We start from the raw sequence: 21639 nt of genomic DNA, 5'->3' as shown, positions 1-21639 counted from the left end.
CTCACCTCTTACGCGTCCCGTGCGCCTACCCCTTGGTTCTCTTTCAAATTTTCGGCGAGGCGCGCGCGAGCCCGATATAGCCTGGTTTCGACCGCCTTCTGGCTGATCCCCAATACATCGGCCGTTTCCGCCTGGCTCAAACCCTCGATCGTGCGGAGCACCAACGGTTCTTTGAGATTCATCGGCAAGGTCGCGATGGCGCGCGTCACTTTGGCAAGTTCCTGCCGATCGGCTGCTGCGTCATCGATTGCTACCTGATCGTCCGCGATCGTCTCGGCCTGTTCGTCGAGCGGTGCGGCAAAGGAGAAAAACCGACGGACCGCGCGCTTCCTTGCCCAATCCCGGCATTTGTTGACGGCGATCGTAGAAAGCCATGCTTTCATCGCCCGCTGTGTATCGTAGCGCGGCATCGCCTGATGCGCCGCGACAAACGTCTCTTGAACCAAATCGAGCGCTTCGTCGGCCTCGCCGACAAAGGCGCGCGCGAGCCGGAATATAGGCTGACGATAGCGACGCATGATTTCGGAGAATGCCGCTTGTCGGCCAGCGATGCTGAGCGTCGCCAGTTCGCCGTCGGACAGGGTGGTCCAATCGAGGCTCACCCCTGGTCGTCGGTGAGCGCCTTCACCACCGCAGCATCGAATTGGGGGGTCTGATCCGGGCGCAAAAGCTGCCGCATGGCGAAGATATGCGCCAACGTTGCCTTCTGTAACTCGCCCATCGCCGCATGACTCTGATCGACCGCGGCGGTCACCTTGGGGCCGTTGCCATGCTCGGTCTCAATGGCCTCGGCTAGCCGTGCATTGTCCGCGCGCATTTCCAATTCCAGCGCGTGGCGTTGCACCGCGAACCGGTCCTCTAGGCTTTTCAGCCGGGCCTGCTGATTGCCATCAAGCGCCAGCTTATGGTGCAGGACCTCGTGCAAGGCGGTGCCCGGTTGCTTAGGCTGGGGCAGCAACACGCGCGCAAGAAATACGCCTGCGATAGCCGCGAGGAAGGCCAGTACAACGCAGACGATAAGCCGCTTGGTCGATGTCATGGCTCACCAATCAGCAAGACCGATGGCGCCAGTGGTGATGCGCCCCCGAGCGGCGAAAGCGACACCGCAGGGCTGGCGGTCGCCGGAAGTTCCGCGCCAACCATGCCGATCGCGAGCGCTGCGACCATCACGCCCCCGACGCCCAATCCGGTCAACCGTGCGACGGGCTGCGCACCGATGCGTGCGAACACCTGCGCTTCGATCCCGTCCAGCGATGCCGGCACGGGTGCGCCCGCGAGCCTCGCCAATGTTCTGTCTAGATCGTCCATGCTGTCCACTCCGCGCCTCTACCACTTGTTACGCAGCGATGCCCATCACCCCTCGACTTCCGTCATGAGGGGCGAGCGGCCGGGCCGCGTAGAACAGGCACGAACCTGATCGGAGTATTCCCATGCGTCGCGTCTTCCTTCCTACCGCTGTCGTCCTTCTCGGCCTTGCCGGAGCCGCCCAGGCCCATCCCAAACTCGTATCCGCATCCCCGGCACCGAATGCGATGGTCGCGAAGCCCGCCAATGTCACACTGCGCTTCAGCGAGAAGCTGATGCCCAAGTTTTCCGGTGCGGATCTGATGATGACCGGGCATGGCGGCATGACGCACGCACCAATGAAAGTCGTCGGGACCGCAACTGTCGGCTCGGACGGTCGCACCCTCGTCGTCACGCCCAAGTCGCCGCTCGGCGCGGGTAGCTATAAGCTTGCCTGGCATGTGGTCTCGACCGACACACACCGCATCACCGGAAACTACGCCTTCACGGTGAAGTAAGGTGGAAGCCGACTGGCCGCTGATCGCGGTTCGCTTCGCGCTTTACGTGACGCTGAGCGGGCTGTTCGGCCTCTCGGCATTCGGCCTCTACGGGTTGAAGGTCGGTGAGCGCGGCAACGCGCTTGCCTTCCGCCCTTGGCTGTTCGGGACCGGGCTTCTCGCCCTGCTATTCTCCGGCATAGCGGTCGCGCTGCTCGCAGCCGCGATGGCAGGTGCACCTCCGTGGCCGATCGATCGGGAAGCAGTCGGAATGCTGCTCTCTGACTCCGCAACGGGCACGGCATGGAAAGTACGCATGATCGCGCTCTTGGTGGCGTCTATCGCTGCCCTAATAGCGGCGCGGCGCACGATGCCGCTTGGCTTGGTCGCCATCTTTTCCGGCGTCGCTCTCGCAACGCTCGCCTGGACGGGGCACGGGGCGATGGACGAAGGCGCGACCGGGTGGGTGCATCTGGCGGCCGATATCCTCCATCTCCTGAGCGCTGGTGCGTGGGTGGGAGCGCTGCTCGGGCTTGGGCTGCTGGTGACACGACCAGCGCGGCGCACCGATGCCGCCCACCTCGCACTGACCTATCGAGCGCTGCACGGGTTCGGTCTGACCGGCACGATTGTCGTCGGTACGATCGTCATCACCGGCCTCATCAACGCTTGGCTGTTGGTTGGCCTTGGCAATCTCCCGACCCTCGGCACGACGGTCTACGGCAGGCTCTTGATCGCCAAGCTTGTGCTGTTGGGTGGGATGCTCGGACTCGCTTCGCTTAACCGCTTCCGCTTTACACCGGCATTCGAACGATCGGTGTCAGCAGGCGATTATAAAGGCGCGCTGCGAACCTTGCGAACAAGTCTTGCAGTCGAGGCTTCGTGCGTGGTCGCGATCCTCGTGCTGGTAGGTTGGCTCGGCACGCTCGAACCCCTGCGTCGGCCATGTAGCTATTGGTTTGAGGGCAATCGAGCTTTGCGACGTAATTTAATTAGGTGCCGTGAGTCGTTGGAAGGGGGGCTTGACCCTGACACGGTGTCAGACCCTACATGCTCTCGGGTTGAAGGAGTTTTTCTATGAACGACCCTGATTTCCACGCCCATTTGGCCGGGGGCTGCGGGTGCTCGAACAAGCAAGCTGATAAAGCTGCTGCGATCGAGCGCGAGGCGGGCGCGTCCTGCTGCTCGTCCTCCAAATCTCCGGCTGTTCCACAAGCTGCCAAGGAAGGATGCTGCTCAGGGAAAGCGGGCGGAGAACCTTCTGCCACAGTGACCGACCCGGTATGCGGCATGACCGTTGATCTGGCAAAAACAGCGCACCATGCCGAGCATGCCGGGCACGAGTATCATTTCTGTAGTGCAGGGTGTCGAACCAAGTTCGTCGCTGACCCTGATGCTTACCTTGGGGCCAAGCCAAAGCCCGAGCCGGTGGCAACCCCGGGAGCGATGTGGACGTGCCCCATGCACCCTGAGATTCGTCGGGAAGGGCCGGGAACGTGCCCCATTTGCGGCATGGCCCTCGAACCGGAAGAGCCGTCGCTCGATGACGGTCCCAATCCAGAACTAGTCGATTTCACCCGGCGTTTGTGGGTAGCAGGAGCGCTCACCGTTCCGCTGCTCATTGTTTCGATGTTCGCCGAGATGTTTGGGCTCCATGTTGTTAGCCCTACCGCTTCGCCTTGGGTCCAACTCGCACTCACTGCGCCAATTGTGCTGTGGGCGGGATGGCCGTTTTTCGAGCGGGGGTGGATGTCGCTTCGCACCCGCCATCTGAATATGTTCACGCTGATCGCGATCGGCGTCGGTGCGGCATTCCTCTACAGCCTGGTCGCAACACTCGCGCCCAGCATCTTCCCTGCGACGTTCCGGATGCACGGGGGCATGGTCCCAGTCTATTACGAAGCTGCCGGCGTCGTCGTGACACTGGTGTTGCTCGGACAGGTTCTCGAATTGCGCGCCAGAGCGGCGACTGGCCGCGCGATACGCGCCCTCATGGACCTCGCTCCCAAGACAGCGCGACGGTTGCGGTCTGACGGGTCAGAGGAAGAAGTCAGCCTTGCCGACGTGGCAACCGGAGATCGGTTGCGGGTCCGCCCCGGCGATGCGATCCCGGTCGATGGCGTGGTGGTCGAGGGTCGCTCCTCGGTCGATGAATCCATGCTCACCGGCGAGCCGGCCCCCGTCCTCAAGGAAGTCGATGCCGCAGTCACGGGGGGGACGGTGAACGGCACGGGCAGCCTCGTTATGGAAGCCGGCGCGGTCGGTTCGGACACGATGCTGGCGCGCATCGTCCGCATGGTCGCGGAAGCGCAGCGCAGCCGTGCCCCGATCCAGGCGGTCGCCGACCGGGTATCGGGCTGGTTCGTACCTTTGGTCGTGCTGATCTCGGTCGCGACCTTCGTGGTGTGGTCGCTGGTCGGTCCCGAGCCACGCATGGGTCACGCCCTTCTTAATGCGATCGCCGTGCTGGTGATCGCCTGCCCGTGCGCGCTCGGGCTCGCGACCCCTATGTCGATTATGGTTGGCACCGGCCGCGGCGCGCAGGCCGGCGTGCTCGTCAAGAATGCCGAAAGCCTACAGGCACTCGATAAGGTCGATACGCTGGTCATCGACAAGACGGGCACGCTAACGGAAGGCAAGCCGTCGCTGGTCGCGATCGAGGCAACCGGCACCGTTGGAGAGAACGACATGCTCGCGCTCGCTGCGGCTGTCGAAGGACAGTCCGAACACCCGCTAGCCCACGCGATCGTCGTCGCCGCCAAGGAACGCGGATTGCAACTCGCCACGGTCGCAGACTTCGCTTCGCAGACCGGCATGGGTGTCAGTGCCACGGTTGGCGGCCGATCGGTGGTGATCGGCAATGCCGCACAAATGAGCCGGGTCGGTGCCGATCCCCAGTCACTCGACGCTTCGGCCGATCGCCATCGGAGCGAGGGAGCCGGCGTCATCCTGATCGCGATCGACGGCGCACTCGCGGGCTTGCTCGCGGTTGCTGACCCGGTGCGCCCTTCGGCGCGCGACGCCATCGCGGCTCTTCGCAAGGAAGGTCTGCGCGTTATCATGCTGACGGGCGACAATCGCGGGACGGCCGATGCGGTTGCGCGCGCCGTGGGCGGCCTGGACGATGTACGCGCCGATCTGCGACCGGAAGATAAGGCGCGGATCATCGGCGAATTGAAAGCTGATGGTGCCAAGGTTGCAATGGCCGGCGACGGTATCAACGACGCCCCGGCGCTGGCCGCTGCCGACGTTGGGCTCGCGATGGGGACGGGAACCGACGTAGCGATAGAAAGCGCGGGCATGACGCTCACACGCGGCGATCTTTCGGCGATCGTGCGCGCGCGCAAGCTCGCCCGTGCGACGATGCGGAACATTCGGCAGAACCTGTTCTTCTCATTCCTGTTCAACGGGGTCGGCGTGCCCGTCGCGGCCGGCGTGCTCTACCCCGTTGCCGGCATCCTTCTGTCACCAATGCTGGCTGGCGCTGCGATGGCCCTCTCTTCCTTCACCGTCGTGCTCAACGCGCTGCGTCTGAACACGGTGAAACTATGAACATCGGGGCGGCGTCGGAGGCCAGCGGCGTCTCGCAACGCATGATCCGCCACTACGAGAAGATCGACCTTGTGCCCGCACCGCTCCGGCGCGGGAGCTACCGGGATTATTCGGAAGTGGACATTCATCGGCTGCGGTTCATCGCCAACGCGCGAGACCTTGGGTTTCCAATCGAGGAGATCCGCACGCTACTCGGCTTGTGGTCGGATCGGGATCGGTCGAGCGCCGAAGTTAAGGCGCTGGCGAAAGCGCGCGCTGCCGAGCTGGGCCGCAAGGCGCGCGCGTTGAAAGCTATGCAATTGGCGCTGATCGACTTGGTTGAGCGCTGTCACGGCGATGATCGCCCGGAGTGCCCAATTATCGAAAGCCTCGCTGAATAATCCGATCGAGCGCGGCGCTTAGCGTGCCGCGCTCTACCGCCTGTGGGCGTTCGCAAGCGGTTCTAGTGTTCTCCCTTCTCGTGTGAAAACGGCTTTTGGGAAAGATCTATCGTTCCCAAAAGACCATCGTTTTCGAGGAAGCTTTGTGTCAAAACCGAACGGTTCTGACGCTTGAGATAGGTCAGCGCCTTTCAAGCGCTTGCTGGTGTCAGAACCCTCATTTAAAATAGCTCGGCGAGGGGTTGCAGTCGGTGGCTCGCTTGGACCAAGCCGCTTTTCCGAAAGCGGTCGAGGTAATCTTCGGCGGTTACAGCGGGATTGCGAAACTGACGGCGCTGGCTACCGATCGCGGTCAGAGCCTTGGCCGTATCAAGATCGATGACATTGACGATGAAGTCGTCGGGATGCTTCACCTCGATACCGTGGCGGGCGGCCACTTCGACCGGAAAATCCTTGAGGTTGTAAGTGACGATCGCATCGGCTCTGCCGTGAATCGCTGCTGCAAGAACATGGACGTCCTTGGGATCAGGCAGCGTCAGGGCAGGCATCAGCGATTCATAGCTTTCCACCAGCGCCTCCCCGAAGCTGTCCATGTAGGCCCGCTGGCGTTGGAAATGGTCAGTTGGCAAATCAGGAAACCGCCGCCTCAGGCTTTCCTCCCACTCGGCCAGGATCGCCTCGCTCCAGAGCGGCCGGAACAGCCGGTTGGCGGCGAACCACAAAAGCGCACCCCGCACGATGGAGGGGTGCATGACGTTGGCATCAAGCAGGACGGTGTAGCGGCCGACCAGCATCAGGGACGATCGAGGGGTGCGTGATCATCGAAGAGGCCAGCTTCCTGATCCAGGTCCGCCATCCCCTGCAAGGCCTCATGCCGGGCCGCATCCATGCGGCTGCGGTAGGTCAGCACGTCGCGCCCGAGCAGCTTACGATGCGTGCCGACCATCCGGAACGGCAGGTCACCGCGTTCTAAGAGCTTGATGAGGTGTGGACGCGACATGTTGAGCAGATCGGCCGCCTGGCTGGTTGTAAGTTCTGCCTGTACTGGCACAACAGTGACGGCATGACCGTTGCCGATCTCAACCAGCATCTTGACGATACTGTTGAACACACCAGAAGGCAGGCTGATAACGTCCTCGCCTGCCCCTTCTACAGTCAGGTGAATAGGGCGGCTGGAATCTACCCTCGACAGTGCACGCGCGGCGTTACCGGCCGCCTCGATCTCGTGTGCAGTAGGCTCGTAGGCCTCGTCGATATTGAAGGCCACGGCGGCCATGTTTCGTCTCCCAGAGCGGAAGCCATCTAGTGATTGCGACTTGTAAACGCAATAAGTGAAACGAGTGTCAACGGGAGGACGTTCCACTGCGGTGATCGTCGAGCATGCTGAGGGGGTTGGTGTGATCCAGTCGCCTCCCAGCTTGGGGTATGGGCCGTAGAACAGATCACCCAACGCACGCCGATAGTGCGCGTTCATCCAGCGACGGCGTCGATGCTCCGGTCCATCGTGGAGCATGTGGCAGCGCTGGCAGAGCGCTGCGAGCTGGTGAAGCGCACTGTCGCTCGGATCATGATTGAGGTGCGCACAGGCCAGGACCACCGGTGTCCACCGGCCTTGTAGCAGAATGTTCTCCGTAGGCCGTTGCACACGCCGGCCCCGGCCATTGCGCCAGCATTGCCGGTTCCGATCCCACCACCGTCCGTCGCCCAGGTGGAAGACCTTCTGCCTGTGGGGGCGTCCACAATGCTCGCAGTGTCCCCCCGCCCGCACGAAGCGTATCTGGTGCGAGAGCTGCGCCCAGTCGATCGGATACAGGAACACGTGCTCGGGGCGGATAGGCATCAGGCCCTCCCTGCCGAAACGTCAGGTTGCTCAGCCCACCGCATCATGGAGCCACCGTCGCTGCGGTCAGCGCCCGGTAGAGTGTGGCATGATGGCATTTGAGCAGCTTGGCGGCTTCGCGCACCGATGTGCCTTCGCCTATCAATCGTTCGCCGAGCGCGACCTGATCGGGGGTGAGCTTGGGCGGACGGCCGAAGCGCACCCCTCTTGCCTTGGCTGCTACCCGTCCGCTGCCGGTGCGCTGGTGGATCAGCTCGCGCTCGAACTCGGCGATGCCGGCGAACACGGTCAGCACCATGCGGCCCGCAGGCGAGGTCGTATCCGCCCAGGGCTCGGCCAGCGAACGCAGACCGGCGCCGACCTCCTTCAGTCTCTCGGCAATATCGAGCAGGTCGCGGGTCGAGCGTGCCAACCGATCAAGCCGCGTCACCACCACCGTGTCTTCGTCACGCAGTTGCTCGATCATCTTGGCAAGCTGAGGCCGGTCACGCTTTGCGCCAGAGATTTTTTCTTCGAACGTCCGCTTGCATCCGGCCTCTTTCAACGCGGCGCGTTGCAGCCGGAGATCCTGGTCATCGGTGGACACACGGGCGTAGCCAATCAACATGTCGCATAACTGTATCGAAATGTGAGTATTATGCAACAGACTTTTGCGACAACGCTAAATGAGACAAAACAGTTTTCAGGAACGCTGTCGCAAAACTTAGAACATTTGCGACAGTCGACAGTTGCTATCCTGCGGCCCTCACAGCCTCATTCTTCAAGCCTGCCTGTGCGAGCCTCCTTCTTCGACTTGTCCCATTCCTTCTTGATGAGCCGTTGGGCTGCTTTCTCGACCGTATCCGCCTTTTTGAGCCAATCGGGCTTTGGAGTATGCCGCGCACTCACTAGCTCCTCGACTGCGCGGAAGAGCGCGCGATCCAGGGCATGTTTGTCCTCAGTCCCTACGTCGCGGCAGGCCGGGTTTAGGCGGAGTACGATACCAGCGCGCGCGGCATGTACCTTTCGCCAATTCACCGGCTTGGCAGGGCTAACTGCACCACGCCGCACCTCGGCCGTTAACTCTACAACCAGCCCTCGCATTGCTTCTCGCCATACCGCGCGCTCGCTGGTGACGATCTGGACGAAGATGGCCTTGTCTGCGTTCTCCTTCCCGGCCTGCGCGCCAAAACGCGCGCCAAGGTAGGCAAGCACGCCCGCAAAGGCCGTTCCGAAGCCTTGCACCCACGTCCAGCCGCCTGATCCTGACCCCCCTGATATTCCTGTCACGTATGCTCCCTTATGCCGCGAACCTCGGGTGCAGCTTACGACCACCCAACCACGCTGCTACAGGCCGCGAAGGCTATCAGTTCACAAGTGAGATTGTTATCTTGCTCACTTGTGTGCTATCCATCATGTTCACACGCGAACACGTGCAGGGGCTACATGAAGACCATATCTATCATCAGCCAGAAGGGCGGAGCGGGTAAGACCACGCTTGCCATCCACCTTGCCGGTGCCGCCACCAGTGCGGGCCTCTCCGCGCTGATCCTCGACGCGGACCCGCAAGCGACCGCTAGCCAATGGAACCACTGGCGAGGCGGCGCGGACCCTGAGGTCGTAGATTGTGCCTCCCCCACCCTCCTTCCGCGCAAGGTGCAGCAAGCAGCCGATCTAGGCGCGGACCTAGTCATTATCGATACGCCCCCACACGCGGACATCATGGCGCGCGAGGCGTGCAAGGCTGCGGACCTGATCCTTATTCCTTGTCGTCCCCAAGCGTTCGACTTGTCAGCCGTTGAAACGACGGCCGAGCTGGTGAAGGCAGCAGGCAAGCCGGCCTTCGTGCTCTTCATGGGCGGTCCTCAGCGCGCGCCAACTACTTACAGAGACGCGCGGGAGCTGATTGAGGGCAGCGAAGGCGTTGAGGGTATGGGTGTGCCGGTCGCGCCCGTCATGCTCACGATGCGCGCGATCTATCACCACAGCACGGCGCAAGGGAAAACCGCGATAGAGGCGGAGCCTGACGGTAAGGCGGCGGAGGAGATCGCCGCGCTATGGACGTGGACAAGCGAACGTGTGAACTTGCCCACAAGTAAGCAGGGCAGAAAGAAGCGAGGCTGACATGAGCAAATTTGGCGCCATGAGGCAGCAGCGTGCAGAACGCGCGAAGGTGGAGCCGAGCGTCTCGACCCCAGCCATTGAGGGCTCGGCGTCGGTGCGATCGGCGGCGCGGCAGGGCAAGAAGGCTGTCAGCGCATACTTTAGTCCGGAAGTTAGCCGAGGCTTAAATGTGCTGGCGGCCGAGAACGGAACTACCCTTCAGGCCTTGATGGGCGAGGCAATCGACCTTCTCATGCGCCAGTACGGCAAGCACCCGTTCGGGGAGCGGTGACGCGCAGCTTTGAAGAGGGGCTGCACATAGAACGGACCCAGATGTACGCTAACGCGATCGGGTGTCAGCAAACCCCCAGATTCGGGTTTCCGTACAGCTGACCAAAGCGACAGGGTTTGTCGCACACTCTGCCATCCTGTTGGCACCACGACCCAAGGCCGGAGCGCACCCTGTCCGAAAGCATGTCAGACTGTCCGAAAACTGCGTGATGGATTCCCGTCAGGTTTCGTATCCGGTATGATCGGGCATGGGCTACATCGAACGTCAATCGCGCGATCAAATGCTGCTGCTGCCAGCCTCGGTCGATGACTATGTGGCGGCAGACAACGCGGTGCGTTTCATCGCGGCCTTCGTCGACGATCTGGATCTGGGGGAACTTGGCTTTGACCGCTTTCGGCCAAAGGCGACGGGCCGACCCGGCTACGATCCCGCGGATCTGCTGAAGCTTTACCTCTATGGCTATCTCAATAGGGTCCGCTCAAGCCGATGCCTGGCGGCGGAAGCCGGGCGCAATCTCGAAGTGATCTGGCTGCTGGGCGGCCTGCGTCCCGACTTTCGCACGATCGCGGATTTTCGGCGCGTGAACCGGCCAGCATTCAAGCCGCTGTTTCGCGCCTTCGTGCTGCTGTGCCGCAAGCTCGATCTGTTCGGGCGGGAACTGGTTGCCGTGGACGGCACGCGCCTCAAGGCGGTGAACAGCCGCAAGCGCAACTTCACGCAGCAAAAGCTGGCCGGATGGATCAAGCTGGCCGACGAGCGGATCGAAGAGTATTTGGGACGGCTTGATCGGGCCGACCGCGCGGAAATCGAGGCGCAAGGCGCGGCGCGCCGTGCGGCCACGCTCGAGGCGAAGCTCGCGCGGGTGCGAACACGGCGTGAGCTGCACCAGGCGATGCTCACCGAACTTGTCGCCAGCGGTGAGAGCCAGCTGTCACTTACCGACCCTGATGCCCGGGGGATGGCGATGCACCCCAAGGTCGGGGTGGGCTACAACGCACAGGTCGCGGTCGATGCCCGATACAAGCTGATCGTCGAGCAGAACGTCACCAATTCGGGCAGCGACCTTGGATTCCTGGCCCAGACAGCCGGTGCCGCGCGTGAGGTGCTGGGCGTCGAACGTATCGATGCAGTCGCTGACAAGGGCTACTACAAGGGCGAGGACATCGCTGCCTGCGAGGATATCGGCGTCGTGCCCTATGTCGCGCGGCCGCAGCGCGGCTCGGCGGTTGCAAGCGGCTATTTCAACAGAACCGAGTTTCGCTACGACCCGGAGGCCGACTGTTACGTCTGCCCGAGTGGTGATCGCCTTGATCCTTATACCCGCACCCGCAAGGACGAGCATATCGCCATCCGCTATACCAATATGCGGGCCTGCCAAACCTGCTCCCTAAAGCCGCAATGCACTTCGGGCTCCCGGCGAACTATTGATCGCTGGGAAAACGAGGCTGTGCTTGAACGCATGGCCGAACGACTTGTCGCGAGGCCCGATATTCTCGACAAGCGACGCGAGACGGTCGAGCACCCGTTTGGATCAATCAAACAGTGGATGAACCAGGGTGCGTTCCTCATGCGCGGGCTCGCCAACGTCAACGCCTAGTTTAGCCTGACGGCGCTCGCCTACAACCTGCGGCGAGCCATCAACATCCTCGGCATTCCCGCCCTGCTCCGCGCCGTGCAGGCCTGAAAAGGCCGGACATCCATTTCTCAAGAGAATATCGCGCTGACGATGCCCAATGTGAGGGATTTGCCCGCCGACGAGCGATCCAATCCAGAAATTCTGCCTCGAGCGCCCTCCAGGGCAGCGCGCGCCTAACGGCATGGCCATCCCGGAGTTCTCGGACGGTCTGGTGTGTTTTCCGACAGTCTCAAAACGCTGCGGCAGCCTATACCAGCGTCATGACCAAGATACCGGATACGGACAAGAGATCGCAGGTTTCACCGGAATCCTCATTTTTGCACCTGAACGACGGCGCCCGGCATCATCGGGTCGCCCGGAGCAATGACGAGGTAACGGCGCATGTCGCCTTTTGCGTCGCTGACGATCTGGCGGAGCGGTCCGAGCGTGTTGACTATCGCGCCGCCCGCCGGATTGGTCATGAACTTCGCCAGAGGCTGGATCACGCCGCTGCCATCAGCGCGGGAGGATAGCCCAAGGACATAGGGCATCTTTGGACTGAGGCCCGCAACCGCCGCCTGCAAAATCTGGACTTGGCCCTGATCGAACAGCGTCACCTGGCTGCGCCCAGTCCCGGATAGAGTCAGCTGGATCTTCATGCCGGCCTGGGCGAGCGGCACCAGGTTTGCACGGCCATCGCCTACCGGCACCGCGCCGGGAACGTAGGCCACGCCTTGGGGCCCCTGACCGATCGGAATCGTCGCGATAACGGTGTTGCTGGCGGTATCGATCGCCGCGACTGCGTCGGCGTTCTCCAGCCCGACATACATCCGCGTACCGTCGCCCGACGGCCAAAGGCCGTGCGGGAGCGCGCCGACCGGGATGTTCGCGACCTGCGCGAAGTCGGTGGTGCGGAACACCTTGACGACGTTCTCGGTGCCGACCGTCACATAGGCGAACTGGCCAGCCTTGGTGCGGGCGATGTTGACGTGGTTGGTGATCGCGCCTGTGTCGAACGTCTTGAGCACTGCGAAGGGTGGCTTGGCGTCGAACACCATGACCTTGCCGACGTCTTTCAGCGTCAACCAGACCTGCTTGCCGTCGGGCGTCGCGGCGATGTCGGGGCAGAACGGGCTCGCCTGCTTGACGCGACCGACGATCTTCTTCGAGGCGGTGTCGATCACAACGGTCTCGGGAGAAAAGCTCGAACAGACGTAACCGTATTTCCCGTTCGGCGAGAAGATCGTCATGCCGGGGCCATTAGGAACGGGGATGCGCGTAGTCGGCGCGAAGGTCTTGCCGTCGAGCACCTGGATATAATCCTCGCCGCGCACCGCGACCCAGACTTCGCGACCGTCGGGGCGGAAGAACGCTTCGTGCGGCGATCGGCCCACATAGGTCGTATGCTTCACGGCATTGGTCGCAGTGTCGATGAACGTCACCGAGTTCGAGCCGATCGAGATCGCCGCCAGCGTCTTGCGATCAGGCGAGAAGCCCATGCCGTGGACGAGCAGCTGTCCCTTGTAGAGCGGGCTGAGGTTCGCGGGGGTCTGGTCGCCGAGTTTTATCATGCCGAGCAGCGTGTTGGTCGACGGATCGATCACCGACACGGTGTTGGAGAACTGGTCCGAGGTGTAGAACCGGTCCTGCGCGCTGACGGGGACGTCGGGGGTCGCGTTCGGCACTTGCTGGGCAAACGCAGGGCCCGAGAAACACAAGGCGGCGCAGGCGGTTAGGGTGAAACGCTTCATGGACGGTCTCCGTGATGGGGGTGACCGGTCGCGGTCGGTTCGGTGTGAGGCAGCAACGCGCCGCCTTCGGATAGGATGCCCTGCATCACCGCGATTTCCTGACGCTGTTCGACGATGATTCCCTGGGCGAGCCGGCGCAGGCGTTCATCCTTGCCGAACCGCAGTTCGACTTCGGCCATGTCGATCGCACCCTGATGATGCGGGATCATCATTCTTGCGAAGTCGCGATCGGGATCGCTTGAATAACCGGTCATCATCGCGCCGTGCATCCGCGCCATCGCCGCATCCATTGCGGACGCGAAACCGTCCGTTTGCGCTAACGCACCCGTTGATACGGACACGGCTATCGCCGTTAGCAAGGCCGTGCGAGATTTCATCGTCATGCCTTTAGTATTCCCATTTATGACACGCGAGCGATGAATGCCGAGCGTGACAGCGTAAATGATCGCAGCTCAGCCATCGATCCAACGCATAAGCATGGTTGTTCTGATCATCTAAAAAGAACGGTAGACAATCTATGATCGCGTTTTCGTATTGAAACCATCGTTACCATGCGTTGGACGCAGGGGAGATATCGGTCGATCTAGCGGCATCGGACTGGCACGATCACCCGCCGGATCCGCGATAAGGATCAAACGATGAAAGCTGCGATCGTTCTGGTTGCCGCGATGTTGGCCTCCGTAGCCCCAGTCCCGGCGATCGCTCAGGCCTATTGGGCTGCACCTGCGGCGGACGACTTTCCCTGCGATATCAAGGCGGTTCAGGCACCGTGGTCGAAGGCTGATATCGACCTTAGTCATCATGACCGGATCTATGTGTCTGACCCGACATCGACAAAGATCGTTGTCATCGATCCTGCAGCGGGCAACGAACTGGGACGCATCGACCTCACCAAAAGCGCGATAGCTGAGCCCAGCTTTTCCAGCCCCAAAGTCCAGCACCTGGCTGCAACGCGTGACGGGCGGACCCTGGCGGTATCGGCATTAGCGCAGCACAGTGTGACGCTCGTAGATCTGGCCACGAACACGGAACGAGGCCGGACCGTGTTCCAGACGTCGCCTACCGCCGTCGCGTTTACGCCCAATGGGCACGAACTCTGGGTTTCGCTCGGCGATGAACATGCCATCGCGGTCGTGGATCCTAAGACCGCGCGGGAGATCACCCGCGTACCAGCAAGTGGCGGAGCGGGCGCGACCATCCTGTCGCCAAACGGACGCTATGCCTTTGTATCGCTTACTGAAAGGCCGTCCATCCTGGTTGTCGACGTCGAGCATCGGCGCGTCGTCGGACACGTTGCCAGCAACGGTGCAGGTGAGGGAGCAATCGCGGTCTCGCCAGATGGCAAACAGATTTGGGCAACACGCCGCGAGAGCGGCACGACCACGGTTTTTGCTGCCAAACCGCCGTTTGCGGTACGCGAAGTGATAAACACTGGTCCAGCAACGGGCGCGGTCAACTTCGCCCAGCGCGCGGACGATTCCTTTGCCTATGTCAGCATTGGCGGCGATCAACCTGCAATCAAGGTCTATAGAACCGACAGCCTGGAGGCTGTGGCAACCGTCCCGCTACAAGCGGCTCCAAGTGCGGTTTGGCCGTCGGGCGATGGTACGAGAATCTATGCCAGCCTGGCCGGAACCAACAAGGTCGCTGGGATCGACACGCTGACGTACACCACCGTGTCGACAATCCCTATCAGTACGGATGCGCAAAGCCTGATCTACGTTCCTGGTGCCGTGCGATCAGGAAAAGGTCTCGCCAATCTGGTGCCATCCGGGCGCGATGCGGCGCTTGCCGTGGCGGCGCGTTGATCGGTCTTACACCGTCTGTAATTTCCCAAGGAAAGCCCTTTCTGAAATGACCAAGCCCCCCGTCAGGATCGCGATCAGCGGTGCCGCAGGACAAATTTGCTATTCGCTGCTCTTCCGGGTTGCGCAGGGTGACGTGTTCGGACCGGACCAGCCCGTTATCCTTCAACTGCTCGACGTGCCGCAGGCTATGGACGCCGTACGCGGCGTGGTCATGGAACTGGAGGATTGCGCGTTCCCGCTACTGGCAGGTGTGATCATTACTGATGATCCGATGGTGGCTTTCAAGGACATCGATGCGGCCATGCTGGTTGGGTCTCGTCCCCGCTCAAAGGGCATGGAGCGCCGTGATTTGCTCGCTGCCAACGCAGCGATCTTCAAGACGCAGGGCGCAGCATTGGACGCAGTGGCCAAACGTGACGCCAAGATCCTGGTCGTCGGCAATCCCGCCAACACAAATGCCTGGATTCTTGCGCAAAGCGCACCGGGTTTTCCTGCCGAAAACATCACGTCGATGATCCGCCTCGATCACAACCGCGCGCAGGGACAGCTTGCGGCCAAGGCGGGTGTAGGTGTCGATGCGATTACAAAGCTCGTCGTCTGGGGAAACCATTCGCCGACGATGTTTGCCGACTGGGGGAATGCCGAACTCGATGGCCAAAAGCTTGCCGACCGTATCGGAAACGAGGCCTGGTACCGCGAAACCCTGATCCCCACCGTTGCGCAGCGCGGAACCGCGATCATCGAAGCACGGGGTGCGTCCTCGGCCGCGTCGGCCGCAAATGCAGCGATCGACCATCTGCGCGACTGGGTGCACGGCGCAGGCGATAATTGGGTGTCGATGGGCGTGGTGTCAGATGGCTCCTACGGTATCCCGCAAGGACTGGTGTGCGGCGTGCCGGTGCACTGCATGAGCGGTGGGTATGCGCGTATCGAAGGCCTGACCCTCGATCCGTTCCAGCGATCGATGCTCGATCGCACGATTGCCGAACTGGTCGATGAACGTGAGGCGGTTATCGACATTCTGAAATGAACGATCGGTATATCTGATTGGAATGACTGTAATCTTTGGTTGGTGCGATTGATCTCCTTTCCCTATCATTGGGGCAAGGAGATCGGGCATGACCCTCGAACAACTCAGGATTTTCGTCGGTGTCGCAGAGCGCGAGCACATGACGCGCGCTGCCGAAGCGCTCAATGTGACGCAGTCAGCCGCAAGCGCTGCCATCGCCGCGCTAGAAGCTCGGCACGGCGTGCCGCTGTTCCACCGGGTCGGCCGCGGGATCGAACTGTCCGAAGCGGGCCGCATGTTTCTGGTCGACGCGCGCGCAGTGCTTGGCCGTGCCGCCAGCGCGGAACTTGCACTGGCCGAATATGCAGGACTGGAGCGCGGCACACTGCGGCTGGTCGCAAGCCAGACGATCGCAGGCTATTGGCTGCCCCGCCAGCTGGCGGCGTTCCATGCGCGCTACCCCGCGATCTCAATCGAACTGGCGATCGACAACACCGAGGGGGCCGCGGCGCGCGTGCTCGACGGTGCGGTCGAGCTCGGCTTCGTCGAGGGTGTGATCGACGAGCCCGCGCTCGCGCATTGGACGGTCGCGAACGACCGCATGGTGCTGGTAAGCGATCGCGCAGCCGACACGATCGACGAGGACTGGATCCGCGCCGCGCGCTGGATCGTCCGCGAACAGGGATCGGGCACGCGCTCGTCGTTCGAGGAGGTGTTGCGCCAGCGCGGCGTCGATCCGTCGGACCTCACCACCGCGCTGACCCTGCCGTCGAACGAGGCGGTACGTAGCGCGGTCGAGGCTGGCGCAGGCGTCGCGGTCCTGTCGCAGCATGTCGTCGCACCTGCAATCGCGGCCGGAACGTTGCACGATCTGCCGCTCGGTCTGCCGCGGCGTCCGTTCTACGCGCTGCGGCACAAAGAGCGCTATCGTACCCGGGCGGCCGATGCGCTGACCGATCTCATCAAGGAGACTGGCAAGTGACCGCCGATCTGAAACCCGTTCTTGATGGCCTGAAGCCGCTCAGCCGGCTCGACTCACCGCGCGAGATGATCCGGCAGTTCACGCCCAACTGGTTCGCCGCGACCATGGGCACCGGTATCCTGGCGCTGGCCTTACCGCAGGTGCCGGGCGTCGGCACGTCGCTGCACCCGGTCGGCGAGGCATTGTGGTATTTCAACATCGCGCTCTTCACGCTGTTCGCCGGGCTCTACACCGCGCGCTGGACGATGTTCGGGCACGAGGCGCGGCGGATCTTCGGGCACAACACCGTATCGATGTTCATCGGTACGATCCCGATGGGCCTCGCGACGATCATCAACGGGTTCCTGGCGTTCGGCCTGCCGCGGTTCGGCGCCGGCGTGATCCCGATCGCCGAGACATTGTGGTGGATCGACGTCGCGATGTCGCTCGCCTGCGGTGTAGCGATCCCCTACCTCATGTTTACCCGGCACGAACATTCGCTCGACGGCATGACCGCGGTGTGGCTCCTGCCAGTGGTCGCGGCCGAGGTCGCAGGCGCGAGCGGAGGCCTGCTCGCACCGCATCTGGCGGACGCCCATCATCAGTTCGTGGTGCTGGCGACCTCCTATGTCCTGTGGGCCTATTCGGTGCCGGTCGCGTTCGGCATTCTCGCGATCCTGATCCTGCGGATGGCTCTCCACAAGCTGCCGCACGAGAGCATGGCCGCCTCGAGCTGGCTCGCGCTCGGTCCGATCGGCACCGGTGCGCTCGGGATGCTGGTGCTCGGTAGCGACGCGCCCGCGATCCTCGCCGCCAACGGCCTCGGCCAGATCGGCGCGGTAGCGCAGGGGATCGGCACGATCGCCGGGCTGTTGCTCTGGGGCTTCGGCCTGTGGTGGCTGGCGCTCGCGACGCTGATCACGATCCGCTACTGGCGCGCGGGTATCCCGTTCAACCTTGGCTGGTGGGGCTACACCTTCCCGCTCGGCGTCTACACTGTCGCCACCTTCAAGCTCGGCACGACGCTCCAGCTCGGCTTTTTCGGGATCGTCGGCACCATCCTCACCATCGCGCTCGCAGCGATGTGGCTGCTGGTCGGCGCCAAGACGGTCGCAGGCGGCTGGCGCGGAAACCTGTTCGTGTCGCCCTGCATCGCCCAAGCCAATTGATGGGCCGAACTGATCGTCCTGCCGGATCGAACCGGCCCATCCGATCGACCCGTACCGGGCAGACCGTCGGACGGATCGCGCATAAGAGCATGACATCGAAGGGAGAATGCTGGTGGACAGCCTGGATATGAAACTGGCGCAGGCGACGAACCGCCGTCGCTTTCTCGCAGAGGCTGCGATCGGCAGCGGCGCGCTGATCGCCGCACCCGCGCTGGCGCAGAGCATGGTCGACCTGCATCTTCCGGGTGGCCCATCGGAACGGCCGATAACCAGTGCGTTCCCCGGCAAGGGCAGCATGATCCTCCAGCGGATCCACCCGCCGCTGCTGGAAACGCCGATGAGCGTGTTCAATGGCGACGTCTTCACACCGAACGACCAGTTCTTCGTCCGCTGGCACTGGGCCGACATTCCGACCGCGATCGATGTCGAGGCGTTCCGGATCAAGGTGCACGGCGCGGTCACGCGGCCGCTGTCGATCTCGCTCGCGCAACTGCTGAAGTTGCCACGCGTCGAGCTGGCGGCGATCAACCAATGCTCGGGCAATTCGCGTGCGCTGTTCCAGCCCCTGTTGCCGGTGCGCAGTGGCGTCACGGGGCGATGGGCAACGCCAAATGGCTCGGCGTGCGCCTGCGCGACGTGCTCGATATCGCCGGCGTGAAGCCGGGCGCGGTCGCGGTGCGGTTCGGTGCGCTCGACCAGCCGGTGGTCGCGGGTGGACCGGATTTTGCCAAGTCGCTGTCGATCGACCACGCACGCGACGGCGAAGTGATGCTCGCCTTCGGGATGAACGGTGAACAGATGCCGCTCCTCAACGGCTTCCCGGTCCGGCTGATCGTACCCGGCTGGTATTCGACCTATTGGGTCAAGATGCTGAACGACATCGAGGTGCTTGCCGCGCCCGACGACGGTTACTGGATGGCCAAGGCGTACAAGATCCCTGACACTCCAGGCGCGAACGTGCGGCCTGGCCAGAAGGATTTCCCGGCCGTCCCGATCAACAAGATGATCCCGCGCAGTTGGGTCACGAGCCTCGACGAAGGGCAGGTGATCGCGTTTGACCGGTCAATCCCGCTGGGCGGCATCGCGATGGGCGGCGATTGCGGCGTCGCCAAGGTCGATGTGTCGACCGACAACGGCAAGAGCTGGTACAAGACGACGCTTGGCCCCGATCACGGCAAATACAGTTTCCGCCGCTGGGATGCGCAGGTGCCGCTCAGCCATGCGGGCCCGACCAGACTGATGTCGCGCTGCTGGAACACCGCCGGCATCGCGCAGCCGATGACGCCGATCTGGAACCCGGGCGGGTTCATGCGCGGCAACATCGAAACCACCAACATCGTCGTCGGCTGAGGAGCGCTCCCCCATGAAAACGCCTTCCATCGGCACGCTGTCGTTCGGGTTCGTCGGCGCGACCGTCGTTCTTCTACTCGCGATCGGTGCCCCGAACAGCCGCATCGCCCCGCCGCCTGCCGCCCCGACCGCACCACCGCCGCCAAGCGTTTCGGCGCGCGGCTTCTCGCTGGCGTCCACCTCGGTCGATCTCCCGACCGACGAAGGGCAATATCCCGCCGGCCCGCATGCCGACGTCATCAACGCCAACTGCACCTCGTGTCATTCGGCGAGCATGGCGCTGAACCAGCCGCCACTCTCCTCCGATCAGTGGACCGCGGAGGTCACCAAGATGCGCGAGGTCTACAAGGCTCCTGTTGCACAGGCTGACGTGCCGGCGATCGTCGCTTATCTGACCGCCATGAGCGCAAAGCAGCCGGGCGCCGCGAAGGGCAAGGCGCAAGACCCCGATCCGAAGGCTGCGCCCGACGTATCGGGGGGATCAGGCTAAGCCCATCACTCACGACACGCGGTTCTGCGCGCGAAGTGCTGTGCGGCGTGTACGTGTCTCGCGCAGTGTTGCATTGGGCGCGAGGCCGTTCGCGGGCACCTTGGGTATCGCAACGCGCTGCGACAGGTAGATGCCATTGTGGCCCGAGCAGAGATAGGCCACGAAACAGGCGACGGCGATCGGCACCGCATAGCTGGCGCCAAACAGTTCAATCCCCATGAAGGTGCAGGCGAGCGGGGTATTGGCAGCCCCGGCAAAGACCGCAACAAAGCCGATCGCGGCGAACAGGCCCGTCGGTACGTCCAAGAAAGGCGCCAGCGCGTTACCGAGCGCCGCGCCGATGAAGAACAACGGCGTGACTTCACCGCCTTTGAAACCCGCACCGAGCGTGACGACAGTAAACAGCAGCTTGATCGCCCAACTCCACGGATGCGTGTCTGGTCCGAAGAAGCTGGCGATGGTAAGGCTCTCGGGCCTCGCTGCCAGGACACCCAGGCCTAGATAGTCGCGCGTGCCGAACAGGAAGACGAGCGCGATAACGACGACCCCGCCGATCACTGGACGTAGCGGACCATAGGGGACGATCCGCTTCAGACATCCCCCGACCACGTGGTTGGCTTCGGCGAAGGCCAAACCGACCAGTCCGAATATGATCCCCGCAATACCCGCCTTCGTCACGAGCAGCGCATCGACCGGTATCAACGCACCGATCGGGTAGACACCGTGATGGATACCCCAGGCGAGGCACGTCCAATCGCCGACTAGCGCTGCAACGAGGCAAGGCACTAGCGCGGAATATTCAACGCGGCCGATCGCCAGCACTTCGAGCGCGAAGACCGCGCCTGCGATCGGCGTGCCGAAGACCGCGCCGAACCCGGCTGCGATACCCGTCATCAACAGGATGCGCGTGCCGCCCGCATCGAGGCGGAGCGCGCGGCCGAAACCGCTGGCAAGGCTTCCACCCAATTGGACGGCGGTGCCCTCACGTCCGGCCGAGCCACCGAAAAGATGCGTCACCACTGTGCCGAAGAAGATGAGCGGCGCCATCCGCAGAGGCACCCCGCCGCCAGGCTCGTGGACCTGCTCGACGATCAGATTGTTGCCGCCTTCCACTGTGCGCCCGGTGACATGGTAGAGGAATCCGACAACGAACCCGCCCACCGGTAGCAGATAGAGCAGCCAAGGCGATGCAAACCGCAGTCGCGTAACGGTATCGAGACTCAGCAGGAACGCCGCACATAGCGTCCCGACGAGTGCCGCCATGGGCAGCAAGATCAGCGCCCAGCGCAGGACAGAGATCGCATGGTCGTGACGATCGCGCATGAATGCCGCGACGTTCAGCGTGCCGACGAGATTGCGAAAGGTAGCGCGCACAATTCCTCCTTGCTGCCTGAAGGCGCCAAGTAGGAATCATCAGCTCTTATCAGAGCGGTTCGGCCAAATTGCCCGGCAGAAATCCATTGCCAAAGTCGATCTATTAGACGTTTGCCCCAACCGTCAATGGGCATGTTGGTCGGGCAAATGCTCGGACCGGCCAGTCGGCAGCGTCTATCTGAGCC

22 protein-coding genes, 1 pseudogene and 1 riboswitch are annotated in these 21639 nt (G+C 62.8%); of the genes and pseudogenes, 13 read left to right on the top strand and 10 right to left on the bottom strand.

Annotated elements, in window-relative coordinates; all coding sequences use genetic code 11:
• Window positions 1-8 precede the first annotated feature (8 nt).
• Genes QP165_RS19630 through QP165_RS19620 form a run of 3 tightly spaced genes read right to left on the bottom strand, consistent with a single transcriptional unit; the run spans window position 9 to window position 1308 of the window.
• Complete coding sequence (locus QP165_RS19630; RefSeq protein WP_055763333.1) at window positions 9-602, bottom strand: RNA polymerase sigma factor; 594 nt, start codon at window positions 600-602, stop codon at window positions 9-11.
• Window positions 599-1039 carry a periplasmic heavy metal sensor gene (locus QP165_RS19625; RefSeq protein WP_055763336.1) on the bottom strand — a complete coding sequence of 147 codons (441 nt, stop codon included), beginning with the start codon at window positions 1037-1039 and terminating at the stop codon, window positions 599-601. The genes QP165_RS19630 and QP165_RS19625 overlap by 4 nt, the downstream gene beginning before the upstream one ends.
• The gene (locus QP165_RS19620) at window positions 1036-1308 is read right to left on the bottom strand and encodes a hypothetical protein (RefSeq protein WP_055763369.1); all 273 of its coding nucleotides are present in this window, start codon (window positions 1306-1308) and stop codon (window positions 1036-1038) included. The genes QP165_RS19625 and QP165_RS19620 overlap by 4 nt, the downstream gene beginning before the upstream one ends.
• 122 nt (window positions 1309-1430) lie before the next feature.
• Between QP165_RS19620 and copC the strand changes: the two genes are divergently transcribed.
• The 4 genes from copC to QP165_RS19600 all read left to right on the top strand — a co-directional run bounded on the left by copC (window position 1431) and on the right by QP165_RS19600 (window position 5713).
• Window positions 1431-1802 carry a copper homeostasis periplasmic binding protein CopC gene (gene copC, locus QP165_RS19615; RefSeq protein ID WP_055763339.1) on the top strand — a complete coding sequence of 124 codons (372 nt, stop codon included), beginning with the start codon at window positions 1431-1433 and terminating at the stop codon, window positions 1800-1802.
• Window position 1803: 1 nt separating this feature from the next.
• A complete protein-coding gene (copD, locus tag QP165_RS19610) occupies window positions 1804-2862 on the top strand; it encodes a copper homeostasis membrane protein CopD (RefSeq protein WP_333997081.1) in 1059 nt (352 codons plus the stop codon).
• Window positions 2863-3050: 188 nt separating this feature from the next.
• On the top strand, window positions 3051-5333 hold the full coding sequence (locus tag QP165_RS19605; protein WP_200909707.1) for a heavy metal translocating P-type ATPase: 2283 nt from the start codon (window positions 3051-3053) through the stop codon (window positions 5331-5333).
• Window positions 5330-5713, top strand: a complete 384-nt coding sequence (locus QP165_RS19600; protein WP_055763348.1) for a MerR family DNA-binding protein — start codon at window positions 5330-5332, stop codon at window positions 5711-5713. The genes QP165_RS19605 and QP165_RS19600 overlap by 4 nt, the downstream gene beginning before the upstream one ends.
• 221 nt (window positions 5714-5934) lie before the next feature.
• On the opposite strand, the gene QP165_RS19595 is transcribed toward QP165_RS19600, so the two are convergent.
• The 4 genes from QP165_RS19595 to QP165_RS19580 form a co-directional block, all read right to left on the bottom strand.
• Window positions 5935-6507, bottom strand: a complete 573-nt coding sequence (locus QP165_RS19595) for a PIN domain-containing protein (RefSeq protein ID WP_056677692.1) — start codon at window positions 6505-6507, stop codon at window positions 5935-5937.
• Window positions 6507-6989, bottom strand: a complete 483-nt coding sequence (locus tag QP165_RS19590) for a helix-turn-helix domain-containing protein (protein ID WP_056677689.1) — start codon at window positions 6987-6989, stop codon at window positions 6507-6509. The genes QP165_RS19595 and QP165_RS19590 overlap by 1 nt, the downstream gene beginning before the upstream one ends.
• Before the next feature lie 607 nt (window positions 6990-7596).
• Complete coding sequence (locus tag QP165_RS19585; RefSeq protein WP_056677686.1) at window positions 7597-8160, bottom strand: recombinase family protein; 564 nt, start codon at window positions 8158-8160, stop codon at window positions 7597-7599.
• Window positions 8161-8306: 146 nt separating this feature from the next.
• On the bottom strand, window positions 8307-8777 hold the full coding sequence (locus QP165_RS19580) for a hypothetical protein (RefSeq protein WP_031392881.1): 471 nt from the start codon (window positions 8775-8777) through the stop codon (window positions 8307-8309).
• A 201-nt stretch (window positions 8778-8978) separates the two neighbouring features.
• Between QP165_RS19580 and parA the strand changes: the two genes are divergently transcribed.
• The 3 genes from parA to QP165_RS19565 all read left to right on the top strand — a co-directional run bounded on the left by parA (window position 8979) and on the right by QP165_RS19565 (window position 11524).
• Window positions 8979-9656 carry a ParA family partition ATPase gene (parA, locus tag QP165_RS19575; RefSeq protein WP_031392882.1) on the top strand — a complete coding sequence of 226 codons (678 nt, stop codon included), beginning with the start codon at window positions 8979-8981 and terminating at the stop codon, window positions 9654-9656.
• 1 nt (window position 9657) lies between these two features.
• On the top strand, window positions 9658-9927 hold the full coding sequence (locus tag QP165_RS19570; RefSeq protein ID WP_031392883.1) for a ribbon-helix-helix domain-containing protein: 270 nt from the start codon (window positions 9658-9660) through the stop codon (window positions 9925-9927).
• Window positions 9928-10174: 247 nt separating this feature from the next.
• Window positions 10175-11524: an IS1182 family transposase gene (locus tag QP165_RS19565; protein WP_236701726.1), complete on the top strand. Its 1350-nt coding sequence runs from the start codon at window positions 10175-10177 to the stop codon at window positions 11522-11524.
• A gap of 350 nt (window positions 11525-11874) precedes the next feature.
• Here QP165_RS19565 and QP165_RS19560 read toward each other — a convergent pair whose 3' ends face one another.
• On the bottom strand, window positions 11875-13293 hold the full coding sequence (locus tag QP165_RS19560; RefSeq protein WP_056677682.1) for a YncE family protein: 1419 nt from the start codon (window positions 13291-13293) through the stop codon (window positions 11875-11877).
• The gene (copM, locus tag QP165_RS19555) at window positions 13290-13670 is read right to left on the bottom strand and encodes a CopM family metallochaperone (protein WP_031392885.1); all 381 of its coding nucleotides are present in this window, start codon (window positions 13668-13670) and stop codon (window positions 13290-13292) included. The genes QP165_RS19560 and copM overlap by 4 nt, the downstream gene beginning before the upstream one ends.
• A gap of 261 nt (window positions 13671-13931) precedes the next feature.
• Here copM and QP165_RS19550 point away from each other — a divergent pair, with 261 nt between their 5' ends.
• From QP165_RS19550 to QP165_RS19525, 6 genes and pseudogenes are all read left to right on the top strand, one after another.
• Entirely contained in the window at window positions 13932-15101 is a 1170-nt protein-coding gene (locus tag QP165_RS19550) for a hypothetical protein (RefSeq protein ID WP_051916164.1), read from the top strand.
• Window positions 15102-15147: 46 nt separating this feature from the next.
• Window positions 15148-16131: a malate dehydrogenase gene (locus QP165_RS19545; RefSeq protein ID WP_031392887.1), complete on the top strand. Its 984-nt coding sequence runs from the start codon at window positions 15148-15150 to the stop codon at window positions 16129-16131.
• Between the two features lie 88 nt (window positions 16132-16219).
• Window positions 16220-17092: a LysR family transcriptional regulator gene (locus QP165_RS19540; RefSeq protein ID WP_031392888.1), complete on the top strand. Its 873-nt coding sequence runs from the start codon at window positions 16220-16222 to the stop codon at window positions 17090-17092.
• Entirely contained in the window at window positions 17089-18240 is a 1152-nt protein-coding gene (locus tag QP165_RS19535; protein WP_031392889.1) for a TDT family transporter, read from the top strand. The genes QP165_RS19540 and QP165_RS19535 overlap by 4 nt, the downstream gene beginning before the upstream one ends.
• Before the next feature lie 106 nt (window positions 18241-18346).
• Window positions 18347-19590 (top strand): annotated as a pseudogene (locus tag QP165_RS19530) (molybdopterin-dependent oxidoreductase).
• A 13-nt stretch (window positions 19591-19603) separates the two neighbouring features.
• Window positions 19604-20080: a hypothetical protein gene (locus QP165_RS19525; protein ID WP_031392891.1), complete on the top strand. Its 477-nt coding sequence runs from the start codon at window positions 19604-19606 to the stop codon at window positions 20078-20080.
• A gap of 9 nt (window positions 20081-20089) precedes the next feature.
• Here the strand turns inward: QP165_RS19525 and QP165_RS19520 are convergent, their stop codons facing one another.
• On the bottom strand, window positions 20090-21454 hold the full coding sequence (locus tag QP165_RS19520; protein WP_055879823.1) for a voltage-gated chloride channel family protein: 1365 nt from the start codon (window positions 21452-21454) through the stop codon (window positions 20090-20092).
• Window positions 21455-21477: 23 nt separating this feature from the next.
• Window positions 21478-21554: riboswitch (Fluoride riboswitch) on the bottom strand.
• Window positions 21555-21639 lie beyond the last annotated feature (85 nt).

It is taken from the genome of Sphingomonas sp. 22R3R2A-7, assembly GCF_036856055.1.
In the GTDB taxonomy this organism is placed as follows: domain Bacteria; phylum Pseudomonadota; class Alphaproteobacteria; order Sphingomonadales; family Sphingomonadaceae; genus Sphingomonas.
This window is presented reverse-complemented; position numbering and strand designations above follow the sequence as displayed.